This window comes from Lactococcus fujiensis JCM 16395 (genome assembly GCF_002441655.1).
GTDB lineage: Bacteria > Bacillota > Bacilli > Lactobacillales > Streptococcaceae > Lactococcus > Lactococcus fujiensis.
The window spans coordinates 1-15,838 of sequence record NZ_JXJU01000010.1 but is presented as its reverse complement, the minus strand read 5'-3'; the positions used below and the strand labels follow the sequence as shown (position 1 = coordinate 15,838).

Annotated in this window: 20 protein-coding genes; 3 read left to right on the top strand and 17 right to left on the bottom strand. The window is 36.3% G+C overall.

Translation table 11 applies throughout. The features are described from left to right. Nucleotides 1–118 precede the first annotated feature (118 nt). From RT41_RS08045 to RT41_RS07990, 12 genes are all read right to left on the bottom strand, one after another. Nucleotides 119–859 (bottom strand): MurR/RpiR family transcriptional regulator, encoded by a 741-nt coding sequence (locus RT41_RS08045; RefSeq protein WP_096818797.1) that lies wholly within the window; start codon nucleotides 857–859, stop codon nucleotides 119–121. 131 nt (nucleotides 860–990) lie between these two features. Continuing rightward, nucleotides 991–1,572, bottom strand: a complete 582-nt coding sequence (locus tag RT41_RS08040) for an ECF transporter S component (RefSeq protein WP_054639813.1) — start codon at nucleotides 1,570–1,572, stop codon at nucleotides 991–993. 422 nt (nucleotides 1,573–1,994) lie between these two features. Beyond that, nucleotides 1,995–2,717, bottom strand: a complete 723-nt coding sequence (locus RT41_RS08035) for a pseudouridine synthase (RefSeq protein ID WP_096818795.1) — start codon at nucleotides 2,715–2,717, stop codon at nucleotides 1,995–1,997. 1 nt (nucleotide 2,718) lies between these two features. Next, complete coding sequence (gene scpB / locus RT41_RS08030; protein ID WP_054639822.1) at nucleotides 2,719–3,297, bottom strand: SMC-Scp complex subunit ScpB; 579 nt, start codon at nucleotides 3,295–3,297, stop codon at nucleotides 2,719–2,721. Next, on the bottom strand, nucleotides 3,290–4,021 hold the full coding sequence (locus RT41_RS08025) for a segregation/condensation protein A (protein ID WP_096818792.1): 732 nt from the start codon (nucleotides 4,019–4,021) through the stop codon (nucleotides 3,290–3,292). The genes scpB and RT41_RS08025 overlap by 8 nt, the downstream gene beginning before the upstream one ends. Before the next feature lie 27 nt (nucleotides 4,022–4,048). After that, complete coding sequence (gene xerD, locus RT41_RS08020; protein WP_096818789.1) at nucleotides 4,049–4,765, bottom strand: site-specific tyrosine recombinase XerD; 717 nt, start codon at nucleotides 4,763–4,765, stop codon at nucleotides 4,049–4,051. Further along, nucleotides 4,743–5,204: a cyclic-di-AMP-binding protein CbpB gene (cbpB, locus tag RT41_RS08015; protein ID WP_054639815.1), complete on the bottom strand. Its 462-nt coding sequence runs from the start codon at nucleotides 5,202–5,204 to the stop codon at nucleotides 4,743–4,745. Before cbpB ends, xerD begins: the two co-directional genes overlap by 23 nt. A gap of 2 nt (nucleotides 5,205–5,206) precedes the next feature. Then, nucleotides 5,207–5,719 (bottom strand): metallophosphoesterase, encoded by a 513-nt coding sequence (locus tag RT41_RS08010; RefSeq protein ID WP_054639816.1) that lies wholly within the window; start codon nucleotides 5,717–5,719, stop codon nucleotides 5,207–5,209. A 57-nt stretch (nucleotides 5,720–5,776) separates the two neighbouring features. Beyond that, entirely contained in the window at nucleotides 5,777–7,189 is a 1,413-nt protein-coding gene (gene racE / locus RT41_RS08005; RefSeq protein ID WP_096818771.1) for a glutamate racemase, read from the bottom strand. Between the two features lie 68 nt (nucleotides 7,190–7,257). Then, nucleotides 7,258–7,506 carry a YneF family protein gene (locus tag RT41_RS08000; protein WP_096818768.1) on the bottom strand — a complete coding sequence of 83 codons (249 nt, stop codon included), beginning with the start codon at nucleotides 7,504–7,506 and terminating at the stop codon, nucleotides 7,258–7,260. 163 nt (nucleotides 7,507–7,669) lie between these two features. Beyond that, entirely contained in the window at nucleotides 7,670–8,935 is a 1,266-nt protein-coding gene (locus RT41_RS07995) for a diaminopimelate decarboxylase (RefSeq protein WP_096818765.1), read from the bottom strand. A gap of 144 nt (nucleotides 8,936–9,079) precedes the next feature. Continuing rightward, entirely contained in the window at nucleotides 9,080–10,102 is a 1,023-nt protein-coding gene (locus RT41_RS07990; RefSeq protein ID WP_054639817.1) for a branched-chain amino acid aminotransferase, read from the bottom strand. A 146-nt stretch (nucleotides 10,103–10,248) separates the two neighbouring features. Between RT41_RS07990 and RT41_RS07985 the strand changes: the two genes are divergently transcribed. Then, nucleotides 10,249–10,992 (top strand): mechanosensitive ion channel family protein, encoded by a 744-nt coding sequence (locus RT41_RS07985; RefSeq protein ID WP_096818762.1) that lies wholly within the window; start codon nucleotides 10,249–10,251, stop codon nucleotides 10,990–10,992. Nucleotides 10,993–11,019: 27 nt separating this feature from the next. Here the strand turns inward: RT41_RS07985 and RT41_RS07980 are convergent, their stop codons facing one another. The 5 genes from RT41_RS07980 to RT41_RS07960 all read right to left on the bottom strand — a co-directional run bounded on the left by RT41_RS07980 (nucleotide 11,020) and on the right by RT41_RS07960 (nucleotide 14,674). Continuing rightward, nucleotides 11,020–11,262, bottom strand: coding sequence for a hypothetical protein (locus tag RT41_RS07980; protein ID WP_054639818.1), 243 nt, complete (start codon nucleotides 11,260–11,262; stop codon nucleotides 11,020–11,022). Nucleotides 11,263–11,389: 127 nt separating this feature from the next. Further along, nucleotides 11,390–12,178: a ribonuclease HII gene (locus RT41_RS07975; protein ID WP_096818759.1), complete on the bottom strand. Its 789-nt coding sequence runs from the start codon at nucleotides 12,176–12,178 to the stop codon at nucleotides 11,390–11,392. Then, nucleotides 12,162–13,022: a ribosome biogenesis GTPase YlqF gene (ylqF, locus tag RT41_RS07970; protein WP_054639819.1), complete on the bottom strand. Its 861-nt coding sequence runs from the start codon at nucleotides 13,020–13,022 to the stop codon at nucleotides 12,162–12,164. The genes RT41_RS07975 and ylqF overlap by 17 nt, the downstream gene beginning before the upstream one ends. A gap of 80 nt (nucleotides 13,023–13,102) precedes the next feature. Next, a complete protein-coding gene (locus RT41_RS07965; protein ID WP_096818754.1) occupies nucleotides 13,103–14,356 on the bottom strand; it encodes a tyrosine-type recombinase/integrase in 1,254 nt (417 codons plus the stop codon). 69 nt (nucleotides 14,357–14,425) lie between these two features. Next, entirely contained in the window at nucleotides 14,426–14,674 is a 249-nt protein-coding gene (locus RT41_RS07960; protein ID WP_054639820.1) for a hypothetical protein, read from the bottom strand. Nucleotides 14,675–15,195: 521 nt separating this feature from the next. Between RT41_RS07960 and RT41_RS10475 the strand changes: the two genes are divergently transcribed. Next, entirely contained in the window at nucleotides 15,196–15,366 is a 171-nt protein-coding gene (locus RT41_RS10475) for a hypothetical protein (protein WP_180752702.1), read from the top strand. Nucleotides 15,367–15,369: 3 nt separating this feature from the next. After that, nucleotides 15,370–15,759, top strand: coding sequence for an ImmA/IrrE family metallo-endopeptidase (locus RT41_RS07955; protein WP_054639821.1), 390 nt, complete (start codon nucleotides 15,370–15,372; stop codon nucleotides 15,757–15,759). Nucleotides 15,760–15,838: the final 79 nt, after the last annotated feature.

Sequence of the window (15,838 nt, the reverse complement as noted above, 5' to 3'; positions counted from 1 at the left end):
TATTTATATTGTAACCCTTTTCAAGTAATAAAAAAGCCTATTCTTCTGTTTAGGTTCTTGTTTCATAAACTAGAATAAAAGACCACCATGGTACATTGTGTACCAGGGTGGTCTTTTATTACTGCTCAGTTTTTTGTTGTAAATACTTAACTTTTTCACAAAGCAATTCGATAATGTACATGGCTGGAATTTGTGAAGTAAAATCCATGTAGCGTTTATCCCGTTTAAGATTGACTTGATAGTTCAGCACGTGATCGCTCATGATTGCTAAATGGGATGCTGGGTCGCTTGTGATGGCTACAGAGACAAAATCAGGCTTGTTTTTCACACCATTCATAATTTCAACAACCTCACTCGTGTTTCCCGTAACTGAAAGCGAAATGAATACATTATCGCTCGTATTTTCCAGTTTTTGAAACAAAGGATAAGTTGAATCCGTAAAGGCCGTCGTATTGAAACCTAGCATAGCAAACAAACGTGCTGCATATTCACTTGTGTATGCCGACATTCCTACACCGAAAAAGACAATGTTTTCACTGTTTAAGATGGCATTTGAGACATTCGTTAAACGATACTCCAAATCTTTTGGAAATTTTTCTCGATTTAGGATATTTTCATCAAATTTTTCTTGTGTCAATGCAGCTGCATCGCCTTTAAAATCCAATCTGAACTCTGGAAAACTCTCGTAGCCCAATTTTTTGATAAAGCGCATAACCGATGAAGGCGATGTGTGTGATTCCTTGGCAATATCACGAACCCTCATGTACGGAATTTTATCCGAACTGTTGGATAAATAATGCCAAATGGCTTTGTCAACTTCTGATAACGACTCAAATTCAATATTTTTAAAAAAGGACAACTTGATCACCTCCCTAAATGATAACCTTTACATTTTAACATATTTTACATTTAATATCCAAAATAGTTTATAAATGAATAAAAAAAATAGAGTATCTACTCTATTAATTATTAGACATTAAAATGTAAAATTTATGCATTGATCATTTTTATTGCTTTACTCTGCGAAAGGGCATAATGCAAAATGAGGTAACCTCCAGTAAAAATAGCTCCTTCAAGGAGATTAAATGGGATCACTACAGGAAGAACATAAGCTGACATCGATAAAGCTGACGCGGGATAATGGGCAAATGTTTCATAAACAGGAATTGCATACACCAAATTTAAGAAGACCATCATTGCTGTCATCGCAAGTGTCGCTAGAACGCCACCTAGCACGTATTTTCCAAGTGAAAATCGTTTTTTCACAAAGAAATAAATGATTAAACTAAATAAAGCAATTGCAATAAAGTTCATCGGTAATCCAACAACTGTATTGACACCGTCATTAAAAAGTAAAAACCAAAGAATGGTACGAATAACCAGGATGGCTGCACCTGCACCTAAGCCCAGTGTAAATAATCCAATTAGGATTGGGAGTATTGTTAGATCAACTTTTAGGAAAGGTAAACCTAAAATTGAAAACTGTAATATTGGCATTGCCAAAACAGTTGAAATTGCTGACAAAATGGCAATCATAGTCATTTTGCGTGTCTGTAACATTGAGTTAGACATAAAAAAAGCCTCCAAATAAGAAAAGTAATTCTTCATATTTCGAGGAAGTTGATAAGCATTTTTTGTTGTGAAAAAGGACGCTAAAAAAGCGAGGATCACTAAAAAACTGTCCATCTTCTTCCATCCAGACTGTCAAATTGATTAATGATACTCAATTTAGAATTATTCATCTAAACTTATAATATCTTGGAAGCCTACGGCTTCATCAATCAATTAAATAGACCCAATTATTTGGTTCTATTTTACTGTCGCTGCTAGATTTTCACTAGCTCAATCGCAAATGCGAATCGCGGAGTTGTGAGGTCAAGCNCCGAATTTCACGGTGCCCTGAAGATAAGATAATTATAACACAAAAATACTTATTTTTATTGGAAATTGTTTAATAGGAATTCAAAAAGACTTATAAAAAGTCCTTTTGAATTCTATTTAGATGTGGCTTGATTGACCAGCTGTGAAATTTCTTTTTTATTTAAACGACGGAACTGACCGGCAGGCAGACCTTCAAGTGCGAGTGTTCCATATTGTACTCGGTTCAATTTTTGAACGGGTAAACCAACCTTGGCGAACATATTTTTAACCTGATGATTCTGACCTTCATGTATCGTCAAAGCAACGATTGAGTGATTCTTTTCGCGATCCGTTTTGATTATCTCATAACGCGCTGGACTCACCTTTTTGCCTTCAATGGTCATCCCCAAAGTCAAGGGCCGCAAATTTTCTTTGTTCGCCATTCCTTCAACTTTAGCCACATATACTTTGTCAATTTGATGCTTGGGATGAGTCATTAAATTCGTGAAATCGCCATCGTTCGTCAAAATAAGGAGACCAGAAGTATCCCAATCTAGACGTCCTACAGGATAAATTCTTTCCTTTACATTTGGTAACAATTCCATTACGGTTTTACGCCCTTTTTCATCACTGACTGAAGAAATGTAACCCCGAGGTTTATTCAGCAAATAGTATACAGGTTCTTCATTGTAAATAGCGATCCCATTGACTTCAACGATATCGCCCGATGCAACTTGATAGCCTAGTTCTTTCATTGTATCACCATTAACCGAGACACGACCGTCTAAAATTAATTCTTCCGCTTTCCGTCGGCTGGCAATACCTGCATGTGCGATATATTTGTTAATTCTGGTCATATTAATCCTCTAATTCTTCTTCTAATAACAAATCTGTGTCTGTAAATAAACGCTGCTTCTCAGCCGCGAAATCGTCCTCATTAATTTCGGGGAGTTCATCAAGTGAATTAATCCCGATATAATCCAAGAAAAACTCAGTCGTCGCATATAAACTAGGCCTCCCAGGTGCCTCAACCTCACCTATTTTATCAATTAAATCATAAGCTCTTAATGTAGTAATGGCTCCCGATGAATTGACTCCTCGGAGCAAATCTATTTCTAAACGTGTCATGGGTTGCTTGTAAGCAATGATGGAAAGAACCTCCATAGCTGATTTAGACAATGACTGGTTCAGTGGTGTTTTGGCATAATTTTTCAAAATTTCCGCAAATTCTACCTTGCTGGCCATTTTGTACTTTCCTGCCGTTTCAATAATTGTGAAAGCTGATTCCGAATCAGCTTGATATTTTTCTTTTAGATGATCAATTTGTTGGGCACATGCCGCTTTAGATAGCTCAGTCAGTGCAGACAGCTCCGATAATGAAAGGCCAGTCTCTCCAGAAACGAAAAGTAAGAGCTCGCAAATTGCTGTTTTATTCATGGTTTGCATCCCTTCTTTCTAAAATAATTTCACCGAATATTTTTTCTTGTGAAAAATCAATTTGCTGATTTTTAATTAGCTCTAACAAGGCTAGGAAAGTAGTCAATAACTCCGGTTTTGATGCCTTTTTCTTAAAAAGTTGAGTAAATTTGTATATTCTTTTTTTCGCAAATTTCTTTGAAAGCTCTAAGATTTTATCCGCAACTGTAAATTTTTCGGATTCAATGGTCGTATTTTCATCTTGCTCTTTTTGTCGGTGCAATTTGAGGACTTTGCTAAATGCGAGAAATAAATCAATTGAACTCTTGTCCTTAATTAGAGACATCTCATCGTTTACAATTTCCGTTTTTGATTTCGTAAAAAATTGACTTCGTTCATGATGTAGAACAGTCAGATCTTCCGAAAGTAATTTAAATCGCCGATACTCATCAATTTGACTTAAAATATCATATTCAAGTTGAGCAGTACCTTCCTCAAAGTTTTCATTGACTGAGGGCAGGAGTCGCCGAGACTTAATTAGCATCAGCTGGGAAGCCATCACCATATATTCAGCCGCGATTTCTAATTCTAGATTTTGAGAAGCACGTATATATGCCAAATATTGTTCAATCACTGGTACCAATGGAACTTCGAAGATGTCTAATTCGTATTGACTCACCAAATGAAGCAGTAAATCTAAAGGGCCTTCAAAATCATTGATTTTTATATTCATCTCATTTATCATATAACGTATTTTAAATTATGTACATTTCTATTTGTAATATCTCTCTAGGGTTACTATTGTTGATAGACCTAAATTTTCAGCTGTTTCATAAATTGATTTTCCAGATTTTCTTTGTCGTAGAATGTATTGCTCTCTTAACTCCTTTGAAGTATTGGGGGTGTATTTTTTTAATTCTAGATATAAAAATTGGCGTGATTTTGAAAATAATTCATCAGCATTAGTAATTCCTTTGACCCTAATTGCAAATTTTTCTCGAATGGGTAGAATTCTTTTGATTCCTTTTTTTTCTACGGTCAAAATTCGAAAGGCCCAATTAAAATTTTCCCATTTCAAATTTTGTATCTCAGCAAAGGTAAAACCAAATTCCAAGATCAAAAGCGCAATAAATTGTCCGAGTGACTGAATGGGTGCATAAAATTCCGGAAATTCTCTAATTTGTAAATCAACTTTCTTGGGAGTTGTTTTACTGGGCGTATTTGTAGGCGCCAATCGATAAAAACGGTCCAAAAAACCATTCTGATATTGGTAATACAGATACTGATTAATGGAAGATATTTTTCTCTTTTGTACAGAAGGTTTGGAACCATCCAAGGTTGCACGAAAAAGTTCTAGGGAGACATCAGAGATCATCTTATTTTCAAAGAAATGATGAAAACCTTGTAAATCATAAAAATAATTAGATTTTGTATTCTGTGAAAAATTTTTCGAGGCTAAAAAGCCATCAATTTCGTTGCGTAATTTCATATTGTTTTGTAAAATCGTGTGCGAATGCATTAAACGCTTTAAGAATTTCTTGTCGAACGATAATTCCTTTAAACGTCTTTCCTTGTAGCACAGGGATAAAGGGTTCTTTTACAAGGATATGCATGACTTCTTCTAATGAATAACTTTGTTGAACAGTTGAAATGTTGTGATTAGTAATTTCTCCTATGGATGTCTTTTGTGACTTTTCATAATAAAAATCTGCTTTCATTTCAAAATCAACAATTTCATTCAATCCAATGACACCAACAAATTCTTTTTCTTGATTTAAAACTGGAACGCGAGCATATTTATACTGACTCAGGAGTAATTTTGCATGGGCGACGTTATGTTCTGTGTGTAAGACAGCTACATCCTCTGCTTTTTTTACAAAAGTTGGACTTTGTTTCAGAATGAATGCCTCGATATTTTTGTCAATCATGATTACCTCATTAGAAGTTCAAATTGTAAGCCATCTATTGACTGATGGTTTAAATCTTTATAAGAAACTGTAATTAAATCTTCATTTATTTCAACGCAAGCATACATTTTAATTTGGTAATCTCCTCGAGGCTGTGCTACCGAACCAGGATTTAAGTAAAGCGTATGATTAATCTTTTCAACAACTGGACGATGAATATGACCAAATAAGGCGATGTCAGCTTCTTTTTCTTCAGCAAAGTAAGAATAGCGATCTAAGCCAAAACCAACATTAAATTGATGGCCATGTGTTAGCAGGACTCTTTTTCCCTCGACTTCTTGAAGGAGAAAATCGGGGAATCTCGTGTCATCGTCACAATTTCCTGCAACGACTTGGATCCCAGACCAAATTTTGTCAGAACTTAACAATTCTGAATCTCCGCAATGAAAAATAGCGGTAGCGGTGCTTAGATATTTATCTTTGATTGCCGCTATGACCTCTCGATCATAATGGGAATCTGACATCACAACAAACATATCTTTCTCCTTTAAAGATAAGGCTTCTCATTATCCAATGATGGCTAAACAAATAAATTATGCTTCATTCAACCATTCTGGAAGTTCTACCATCATTTTTTGCATGGCCTGACCTCGATGAGAAAATCTATTTTTTTCCTCATCTGTCAATTCAGCAGCCGTTTTATCTATTCCTGACACCAAAAAGATGGGATCGTACCCAAAACCGTTTGTTCCCTTAGCCCGAATGGCAATCGAACCTGACCAATTCGCTTCAACAACTAAACTTTCATGATTTGGACGCGCGGCTACCAATGTCGTGTGGAAATGAGCTGTGCGACGTTCTGGCGTGACTTCAGTCGAAGCCAGTTCGTGGAGAAGTTTAGCCATGTTTTCCTGATCCGTTGGATTTGGACCTGCAAAACGGTGACTCCAAACTCCTGGGAGACCACCAAGGAGATCAACACATAAACCAGAGTCATCACCTATAACAATTTCACCTGTTATTTCTGAAATTTGTTCCGCTTTCAATCGTGCATTTTCTTCAAATGTAATTCCAGTTTCTTCAATTTCGGGAAGCGCTGGAAAATCATTTAAATTTTTAATTGCGAAACCATAATCAGCAAATAGCTTCTTGAATTCCTTCGTTTTGCCTTCGTTTCTCGTGGCAATTAAAATTGTTTTCGTTTCTTTAGCAGCAAAATCAGTATGCATCACATTAAGATCATCCAAATTTAACCAGTTTTGAGCAATTTCATAAAATGGAGCGACACTCGCAGTTGTATAAAATTCATGGTTAAGTTTTTTACGTTCTTCGCCATTAAGGTTAAAGTAATTCAATAAAACCGAAATGTCACGTACTGTTTCCGCACCTGAATCAATCAATTTTACATTTGGACCCATGTTTGCTTGAATCAATGGGCGAAGCAAAGGATAGTGTGTGCATCCTAAAATAAGCGTATCTACGTTCCCTTTTAAGGGGGCCAAACTTTCTTTGACGACTTTTTCTGCAATCGCCGATTCCATTTCATTTGATTCAACGATTGGTACAAATTTCGGACAAGCAAGACTAATTACGTCAACCGTGGCCGTCCGATTTTTGATGCTTTTTACATATTCACCTGATTTTAAGGTAGCTTCAGTTGAAATAACCCCAATTTTTTTTGTTTCTGTCACTTGGATTGCAGCTGATGCACCAGGCATAATGACTCCGATAACAGGAATATCAAGCTTTTCCTTGACTTCTTCTAATGCTGCTGAAGTTGCTGTATTGCAAGCCATAACAATCATTTTAACATTCTTAGATAATAAAAAATTGACCATATCCCAAGTAAAGTCTGTTATTTGCTCTTTACTTCGTGAACCATAAGGTGCACGTTTTGTATCTCCGATATAGACAATTTCTTCATTAGGAAGTTGACGAAGAAGTTCGCGAACAACTGTAAGTCCTCCAACACCTGAGTCCAGTAACCCGATTGGTTTGTTGTTCATCATTTCCTCCATTTATTTTTTCGATATTATGAATGATACTTTGCAGGGTAGCAAAGTATCTCATTTTTTTATTTTTTCTTTTTACCGTCTTTATCAGCTTGTTTGGCTGCAGCGCGAATTTGACGAAGCACTTGTTGGACTTGAACTTCGCTTGGTTTGCGTCCCATTGAACTCATCATCAAGCGTACACCATCTTCATTGAGGGGTGGGTTTTCAATCAACATTTTTTTCGTTTGACGTTGCATGTAGTAAGTTCCGCCAGCAAATCCAGCGAGTGCAAAAACGACCATCAAAATAATAGCTAAAACTAAATTCATTAGTAATCTCCTAATTCTTTTCTGCCCAACCTAAATTGTGCATTCATACTTGTCTATTATATCAAAATTTATGTATTTTGTCATAAAATACTTCAACATTTGCAAAAAATGTATGGGCATACATTTGACGTCAAAAGAAATGGGCTCCTTAGAGCACCGTTCCTTATGAAAAGTCATAACCCATCAGTGTTGCAAAATAGTCTTCTGGTTTTTCAGCCCGTCGAATTAGTTTAGCAGAGCCATCTTCTTGCAAAAGAATTTCAGCAGAACGTAATTTAGCATTATATTGATAACCCATTGAAAATCCATGAGCTCCCGTATCATGAATGACAAGAAGATCTCCTTCCTCAATTATAGGAAGTTCACGTTCTTTGGCGAATTTATCATTGTTTTCACACAAAGAACCAGTTACATCAACAATTTCACTTGTCTTGTCGTTTTCCTTCCCCATTACAGTAATGTGATGGTAAGCGTCATAAAAAGCCGGCCTCATAAGGTTGACCGCAGAGGCATCAACACCAATATAAGTTCGATAGGTTTTCTTTTTATGTAAAACACGGGTTGCTAAAAGTCCATGCGGTGCCAACATGAACCGGCCCAATTCTGTATATATTTTAAGCTGGTCTATGCCATTCTTGACTAATACGTCATCATATACATGATGGACACCTTCACCAATTACTGCAATATCATTGGTCACTTCTTCTGGTCGATAATTAACCCCGATTCCACCTGACAAATTGATGAAATCAAGTGTCACACCCGTTTTTTGACGGATTTCCAATGCAAATTCAAATAATTGGCGCGCTAGTTCTGGATAATAATCATTTGTAACTGTATTTGATGCTAAAAAGCTATGAATGCCGAACTGCTCAACGCCTAATTTTTGTAAATCTAAAATCCCTTGAATCAATTGATCCTTAGTCATTCCAAATTTTGAATCTTCAGGATTATCCATTATTTTTGTTCCCATCGCAAAAACGCCACCTGGATTATAACGTAAACTCATCGTTTTTGGGAATTTGAAGCCATCTGTTTTAGTTAGTGACTTCAAGAAAACGATGTGTTCATAGGCGTCTAAGTTAATGGTAGCTCCTAGTTTTTCGGCAAAAAGGTACTCTTCCTTAGGAGTATCATTTGATGAGAACATCATTTCTGAACCATCAAAACCACATTTATCAGACATCAAAAGTTCGACATAGGAAGCACAGTCAACACCACATCCTTCTTCATGCAAAATTTTTAAAATCGCTGGCGTTGGAGTTGCTTTAACCGCAAAAAACTCTTTGTAGCCCTTATTCCACGAAAATGCCTTATTCAATGCTCTAGCTTTTTCACGAATCCCTTTTTCATCATAGATGTGAAATGGAGTGGGATATTTTGCTGCGATATTTTCCAGCTGATTTTTTGTTACAAATGGTTTTTTCATATTTCCTCCAACTTTTTTATTTAATTATACCCTAATTTCAGAAATTTATTTAAAATAAGCTTATTTTCTATACAAGAAAAACGTTCGAGATATTGAACGTTTTAAAATATGTAATACAATCCTGAAAGGAGGAACTTTGAAATATTAGTTAACTTTGAAAATCCAACCTTCAGGGGCTTCGATGTCCCCAAATTGAATACCGACGAGCTCATCGTAAAGTTTCTTAATGGTAGGGCCAACTTCCGTTTCTGAATAGAAAACATGGTGCTTTTCACCATCATCAATTGATGCAACGGGAGTAATTACAGCGGCTGTTCCGCATGCGCCCACTTCCGCAAATTGATCCAAATCTTTGACGAAAACGTCACCCTCACGCGCATTTAATCCCAAATGATGTTCAGCAAGATACAAGAGTGAATATTTTGTTATGGAAGGTAAAATTGAAGTACTTAAAGGTGTAATAAATTCTCCCTCCTTCGTGATACCAAAGAAATTGGCAGATCCTACTTCTTCAATTTTTGTATGTGTCGATGGATCAAGATAGATCGCATCTGCATATCCTGCTTCTTTGGCCTCTACTTCTGCTTGAAGAGATGCGGCATAATTCCCCCCAACTTTTGATCCCCCTGTTCCTAAAGGAGCAGCTCGATCATAGTCGCGTGAAATAACAAATTTTGATGGGACGAGTCCACCTTTAAAATAAGCACCCACAGGCATGGCAAAAACGGTAAAAATATACTCTGTAGCTGGTTTAACACCGATGATATCACCAACCCCTATAAGCAATGGACGAAGGTAGAGTGTCGCTCCTGTGCCGTGTGGAGGAACGTATTCTTCATTGGCTTTGACAACTTGCATGACTGCATCGATAAATTTGTCTGTCGGAACTTCAGCCATTCGTAATCGTCTCGCAGTGGCTTGTAAACGAGCAGCGTTGCGATCAGGCCTAAACAATTGAATTTCCCCTGTTTTAGTTCGATAAGCTTTCATCCCCTCAAATCCTTGCTGACCATAATGCAAAGCCGTTGATGATTCACTCATGTGTAATTGATTGTCCTCAGTCAATTTTCCCGCATCCCATTTGCCATCTTTATAATATGAAATGTAGCGGAAAGGGAGATTAAGATAATCAAAGCCGAGATTTTCCCAGTCAATATTTACAGCCATAAAATAGATTCCTCCAACACTAAAAAAACACAATTAATTAATTAATTAATTAAGAGCCGTTTTTTATTTTTTTGATATAATAGATTATAGTATTTTTCGAATATTAATTCAAGAAACATTCAGAAAATTAGGAAAATAAAACTTACATGAAATATTTTAACTTTAACTGGGAGGCCATTCTTGATCTCCTGATCACTAAATCAATCCAAATCATTTGGGTATCACTACTCTTCTTTTTGCTCTATCACATTTCATCCCGCATCGTTAAAAAACTATTTAAAGACTATTCCGAACGAAAATGGACAGATACGGCTCGAATTTTGACATTTGCCAAATTGACTACTTCTGGTATTCACTACCTGACCGTTTTTCTTTATATCTACACCGTTTTAAATATTGTAGGAATACCTGTTAGCAATATTTTAGCTGGAGCAGGTATCTTTGGTGTTGCATTAGGCTTTGCCGGACGTGACCTGGTTGCAGATATTATCAATGGTTTTTTCATCATTGTAGAACACCAAATTAATGTTGGTGACACTATTCGTTTTGAAAATTTAGATATTGAGGGCATCGTTAAAACTGTAGGTATTCGGTCGATCACACTGATTTCTGGCGATGGCGCAACGGCTTTTATTCCTAATCGTAATATCGAATCACTTAAGAACTTCTCCTACGCTGACCGATCAATTAACTTAGACATACCTGTCACGCCCGATAATTTAGCAGAGATGAAAGCTAAAATCCTGGCCGTTAATAGTAATTATCCGCAAGTCAAATTTATGGGAATCGTCACCATTGAAGAAAAACTTTTCCTTCGTAGCCAATTGACCGCCCCTTTATCAGCTTTGACCAATTTAAAAATGAAAATCTTGGATGCTTATTTTGAATAAAACAAAAAACGTGGGTCTCACGTTTTTTTAATACTTTCCAGTTAAGAATGATTCAAGTGCGCGAACTGTTTTAATTTGATAATCGGTTTTTGCTGCATTTGATTCAAGATAGCCTTGTTCATAACCCGTTACAACAAATTTAGCCATGGCTTTTTTATTCATTAATAATTCATAAGCATTTGCAACTTTTTGCATCGAATAAGCGCGATACTTTGCCATCCCTTTTTCGTTTGCTTCATCAACAAGCCGTTTAATTAATTCCGTATTCATTTAATTTCCCTAATTAGATTTTCTAATTAGCCATTCACAAAATGTGAGGTCCTTTCTGAATTGATTTCTAATTACAACGTTATTTTAGCAGACTTGATTCATTTTTTCAATAATTTTCAGAAAAAACCTATAAACTTCCGTTCTTTACTTCATTTACGATCGTTTTCACTGGTTCATATGAACGTCGGTGGATGGGTGTGACACCAAGTTCTTTCAAGGCTGACAAATGCTTGGCTGTACCATAACCTGAATTATGCTCAAAATCGTATCCTGGATATTGTTTGGCATATTTTTTCATCATTTCATCCCGCGTCACCTTTGCCACAATACTTGCAGCAGCAATACTTTCGCTCCGTGCATCACCATGAATAATTTTAGTCTGTGGGAGTGGAATTTCTAATCTCATGGCATCAATAAGGACGTGTTGTGCTTGAGGTTTTAATTGGTTCAAAGCCTGAATCATGGCTACTTTGGTTGCCTCATAAATATTAATTTCATCAATGACATCATGATCTACCAATCCAATGCCAATGGCAACGGCTTTTGTTTGAATCTCCTCGTATATTTCACAATGCTTGGCCTTTGGAACCTGTTTGCTGTCATTAAGTCCTTTAATTTTGCAATGCTTTGGTAAGATAACTGCTGCAGCGATAACAGGCCCTGCAAGTGGCCCACGTCCTACTTCATCTACGCCAGCGATTAAATCAATTCCATGCGCATAGAGTTCTTTTTCAAAAGTCAGCATTTTTTCCAACCGTGCATTTTCTGTATGATCAGCCAAAATTTGCTTGCGTCGACGTTCTAGTGCCTTTTGGACACCTACACGTGAATCAAGGCCTAATGCTTCAAAATATGGATCATTGAGCTCGGTCAGCTCTGACAGGATGGCTTTTATCTCTTTAATTGTTTGCACCATCGAAATCTCCTACTTGATCTAAGCAGTAGGTTCCAAGTCGACCATCCCGCACGTCTTTCACAAACATCTCATAAAAACGATCATAATCATCCCTAAAACCAAAACGTGTGGTCAATTCCATGATAAGTTCAGGAATTTCAAGTTCTAAATCGTCATCAGTCATTCGGTAGCGTTTCATTGTTAATACCCGATAATTTTTCAAGAAATAACGTAATCCAAAAATAGTTACCTCATCCATTGGTAATAATTGGTCCTTAATCGCTCCAGTTAAAGCTAATTTCAGCCCCACCATTTGGTCCTCAAATTTGGGCCATAAAATACCAGGTGTATCAAGGATTTCTAAATCAGGATTTGTCCGCAGCCATTGTTGCCCCTTTGTAACACCTGGCTTATTTCCTGTTTGTGCTACTTTTTTTCCTGCCAAACGGTTCATTAGAGTTGATTTACCTGCATTTGGTATTCCAACAATCATTGTTCTCAAGGACTTATTTTTGATTCCCCGTTCGGCATCATGAGCCAATTTACTAGCCATCAGTTGCTTCCCTGCAACAGTTAAACGTTTTGCCGTATATTCCTCTTTTGAATTGATGGCAAGGGCTTGATAACCTTCATTTTCAAAATATTGAACCCATTCTTTTACACGAGTGCGATCCGCCAAATCTGCTTTATTTAACGCAATCACACGTGGTTTATCCCCAATTATCTTACTTAACATGGGATTACGCGAACTCATTGGTAATCGTGCATCAACTAACTCAACTACAAAATCAACGTATTTCAAATTTTCTTGAACTTGACGTCGTGCCTTGGACATGTGCCCTGGAAACCATTGGATCGTACTCATAAGCTAAATCTCCTTTATTTACACGGCTTCTCAGTCTCACTATTCCCTTTTTATAACGTGTGGGTGGGATGTGGGTGAGATTAGCCTAATCCTAATTTTTGAGCCAGCTGATTCAAAACGTCAACTGACTTCTCTTGTTCAATTTTAGTGCGGTGTGTATAAACCATCGTTGTCTCAACATTTAAGTGGCCCACTCGCCCCATAATTTCTTTTATCCCTACTACATTGCCAGCATCGCCACTTTGCAAATATGTGATTTGCATATGACGGAAACTATGAGGGACAACATGCCTTTTCCATTCAAATCCGTAACGTTTCGGACATTCATTTTTTAATCTCTTTTCTGCTCTACTAAGAACTGCTCGAAAACTATGAGATGTGATCGGCGCACCGTATTCAGTCCGAAATATAAATTGACAATGTCTAAAACTTTTTGCTGGATTTAATGACATATGCTTATCAAACGCTGCATTTCTTTCAATTACACGTTTTACGGCATCTATTGCTGCTTGTGGCATTAAGACAACGCGTTCAGAATTTGGTGTTTTTGTTGTATCTAAATAAAAATCATCAACTTTCAAATCACGTGATTGCAAAGATTTTGAAATATCGACCGTTCGCTTTTCAAAGTCAAAATCATCAAGAGTTAAAGCTCCAGCTTCTCCTATACGCAACCCAGTCAACAAAAGAAAAATACACAAATCAAAATAATTTTTATTTCTACTTTGTTTCATTTCTGCAAAAAAGGCGACTAGTTCTGGTGGTTCCAAAAACTTAGCTTCTCTCCGATCTCGCTCTGCTTTTCGTTGTGCAGGTGTCGCTTGTAGGCGAATTACCTTAGTTGGAGAAATTAAAACCACACCATATAAAACGCCAAAATCAAAAATTTTATTGAATGTCGATTTGATATGTTGAAGCGTAGAATATGAAGTTTGATATTTCCGTTCATACTCTAGCAACGCCCCCTTAATCAAAAGTGGCGTGATGTTTATTAACAACACGTCATCAGAAATTACTTCATTCAATCGCCTCAAAACTAATTTTTCACGTTCTATTGTCGTTCTCTTCACTCCAGCTTGCCAATTATCTAGCCAACTATTTTTTAATTCTCCAAAAGTTGTAATTTTTTTGCTATTATATTTTCGTCCTGAACTTTCGATTAACTCATCAATTTTATCTTCAAGTTCTCTTTCTGCTTCCTTTCTCGCCCTCACAGTATCGTGATAATAAGCCACAGATGCCCTTTTTTTCTTACCTGTCAAAGGGTCAATATAATCATCAAGAACAATAAATCGGCGAATTCCTTTTTTGGATATTCTTACCTCATAATACATCTCTTCCTCACTTCCAGTGAAAAAAATGATTATCAATACTTTTAGCAGTACTAGTATATCATTTTTTGCTCATCTTTGCTTATCCATTCGTTTTCCCAGCTGTTTCCATCTCAGATATTCTTCAAATACTTCAAAATTTATCCAGACTAATTTATGTGTTGGGTTAATGACACCACCTCTGAAACGACTAATTCCTCTCATTTCACTTAACCAGCGATTGAGTGTATAGATATTTAGCCCTTCATATCTTGCCATTACTGCTTTTTTATTTCCCCATTCCGCAATAGAATTGGAAGCTGATACATATGTAATTTTCATTCAATTTTCCTCTAATTTAGTTTTTTTCAATGGATTAAATCTATTCGAACATCACCAATTCTTACATGCCAGATTCAAACCTACCAAGAAGATTTTTTTCATTCTCGAACATTTCTCGAAAGGCAAGTTTCACCCTTCGTCTAGTCATATTATTAAAACTATAATAATCTAAATAGACATCACAAGCTTTAACAATCACTTCTTCATCATTCCTCGATATAAAAACCAATTTGTTTAATTATATAATTCAATATTTTTTCTCCCCAAATTAAAAAAAGCCTGTCAGAACTGACAAAAATATCCTCTAACCCAATAACCGATAATAGCGATTGCTCAAATCTTTAATTTTGCCTTTTCTTGATTAAAGAAACGTACCCGATATTGAATCCACTTCCGCATCCATCCTATTTAATTGCTGAAGTGCCTTCTCTACTGTGTCCAAAACACTTCCATGAAAATCTCCATCTGGGCTTTGAACTTCATAACGTTTCAATCTTTCAAAAGCATAACGTGTTTCCAGTATGTTCGCACTAATTCTTCTTGGCAATACCGATGCACGCCATCTTGACTTAGGTCAATTAGACCAGGATATACTTTACTCAAAAAGTTACGATGGAAAACCAATTACTGAAAATGACAGAGAAGAAATACAACGTCTTGTTAAAGAATATTTTGAGGGACTTGAAAAATAAGCTATGCTTGAAACTTTAAAAAGATTTTTAAGGGAGCATCATATCATTTTACGTTACTCTTCTGTTCTCAATGAACAAGGCAAATTCTTAAAGACACATGGTATTAACTTCATTATAATTCGTTCTGATTTATCCGAATTAGAAGAAATCAAAGTTATTATTCATGAACTTGAACATTTCAAATCTAAAGATACCAGCTTTCAAAATGACCTACAAAATTTATATTCAGAAGCAAGAGCTCGAGAAAATAGCATTCCTGACTTGATTTCCTTACTTGCTACCGAGGAAATCCCCAACCTGAATTACGTCACTATCGCTGAATACCTTGGAATAAATGCGGAAGCGAATAAAGAGATTATCTGTGAAGCACTCGCACAATATAGATACGAATAAAAAGACAGATATGAATAAAAAGACTGGTTCTCCAGTCTTTTTATGTTTTTAATAATGACGTTAAGTCAAGTTTTTAGAG